This window comes from Burkholderia sp. ABCPW 111 (assembly GCF_000773065.1).
GTDB classification, from domain to species: domain Bacteria; phylum Pseudomonadota; class Gammaproteobacteria; order Burkholderiales; family Burkholderiaceae; genus Burkholderia; species Burkholderia savannae.
Map to the genome: position 1 here is coordinate 1 of NZ_JPWT01000030.1, position 1,731 is coordinate 1,731.

The following is a 1,731-nucleotide window of genomic DNA, read 5'->3' on the forward strand; positions in this document are numbered from 1 at the left end:
CGCCGGCCGGCCGGGCAGCATCCCCAAGATGTGGTTGCTGCAACCTGCATCGCGCCAGGCGGCCTGCAGCGTATTCCCGGCAAGCAAGCGTTTTGCGAGCGGTGCGATCTGCTCGCCGCCCAGCATGCCGAGCAGGCCGAGCAGCGCAATAAGCGGCGGCGCGGGTGATCTCACGTTGATCAGGCTGTAAATGACGCCGACGAAAACGCCGGCTCCCAATGACAACAGGTAGAGTTTCATGAGCGTGTGAAAAACATTTCACCCGAAGCGAAATTGAAATCCCCAACGGCTCTGCGGCTCTGCAATTTGTCTCGCGAAGCGGGGGCGCGTAGGTTCGATCGCCGCGTCGTTTGAAGCGCGGCGTCTGGGCGCATCGAATGCGTTTCCGCCACTCACGCTTGCGCGACGTGGCGGAACTTCCTGCCAATATATTATGGATGCCGAATTATCAAATTCGATTTCCAATTCCTTTCTCTACAACATGATTCAATGAGCTTACTTCACGATCCCGAACGGGTCCGGAACCGCGTGCTGATTCGCGTTGTTCCAGAAGTTCTGCAGTACGAATCCGTATTCCGGAAGGTTCTGGATGAACGGTGCGAGCATGTCGTTCGCGCTCGGCAGCTTCCAGTCGGCTTGAAGCTCGCAGGCGAGCGCGAACGTCGTGACCAGTTCAGCGCCAGCCTTGCTCATCCGCGACATGGCGGCCTGCGCCTCATAGGCGTTCCACGCGCCGCATGCGTCGACGACAGGAAACACCTTGTAGCCGTCTTGCAACATGGAGAGCGTCGGGAACGCACAGCAGGTTCCGATCGTCACGGCGGAAATGATGATGTGCCTGCGGCCAGTTTGCCGAACCAGGTTCTCCAGCGCTGCGCGAAACGTCGGATCTTCGTAGCAGTTGATGATGCCGGTGCGCCTGTAGATCGGCTCGTCGCCGAAGATGTCCTTGATCTCGGGTAGCGTATCGCCGTTCTGCCATTGCGCGTTCGATGACGAGATCAGCACGGGCATCTTCAGCGCCTTCGCCGCGCGCGCGAGGCCGACGACATTGCTTCGATATTCGGCCAAGGAGCCGAAATCGCGCACACCCGCCATCAGCCCGATCTGATGATCGATAAAGAGGACGATCGCGTTTTCCGGCGTCGGCTTGTCGTACGGCACACGGCCAGCGCGCGCCGCGTCTTCCGCCGAAACAACGGGAGGCTGGATCTGATTGGTGGTGGGGCTAACAATATCTGCCGGTCTGTCGATCATTTTGTTATCCGAAATTAGTGGAGGGATCTCGCTAAACGCTTCTACACATCAATGGCGAGTATGTGCGACACTAACACGCAAGTTTCTATACGGTAAGGTACTTACCAATTGGTAACCGACAGGACTCGACATGGACCAACCCACCCCCAGAATCGCGCCGTTCCCGGCGTCCAGGCAACCTTGCCCCTTCGAGCGCTTCGTGGATATTTTTTCCGGCACATGGATGCCACGGATTCTGTGGCTTCTGCTGGATGGGGCTACTTATCGCTTCGCGGAAATCCAACGAATAGTCGAGCCGGTCTCGTCGAAGGTACTGACTGAAAGACTGCGATATCTCGAACAGCAGCGGCTCGTCAAACGCATCGCTCGGAAGTCGGCCACGCCCTATGTCGAGTACATGATTACCGACAGGGGCAAGTTGCTCGAGCCGGTTTTTCATGCGATGGCGCAGATTTCCGATCAACTGTTCGGTGA

At 57.8% G+C, this 1,731-nt stretch carries 3 protein-coding genes; 1 reads left to right on the forward strand and 2 read right to left on the reverse strand.

Annotation, left to right across the window (positions count from 1 at the left end):
* The coding region (locus X946_RS05265) for a DUF1427 family protein (RefSeq protein WP_038744717.1) at positions 1 to 240 on the reverse strand (240 nt) is incomplete at its 3' end.
* A 255-nt stretch (positions 241 to 495) separates the two neighbouring features.
* Positions 496 to 1,257: an isochorismatase family protein gene (locus X946_RS05270; RefSeq protein ID WP_052145010.1), complete on the reverse strand. Its 762-nt coding sequence runs from the start codon at positions 1,255 to 1,257 to the stop codon at positions 496 to 498.
* Positions 1,258 to 1,387: 130 nt separating this feature from the next.
* Here X946_RS05270 and X946_RS05275 point away from each other — a divergent pair.
* The coding region (locus X946_RS05275; RefSeq protein ID WP_038744718.1) for a winged helix-turn-helix transcriptional regulator at positions 1,388 to 1,731 on the forward strand (344 nt) is incomplete at its 3' end.

Bases quoted from the DNA above. Each gene is read 5' to 3' on its own strand.
- X946_RS05270 (WP_052145010.1), bottom strand. From the start codon at position 1,257: ATGATCGACAGACCGGCAGATATTGTTAGCCCCACCACCAATCAGATC.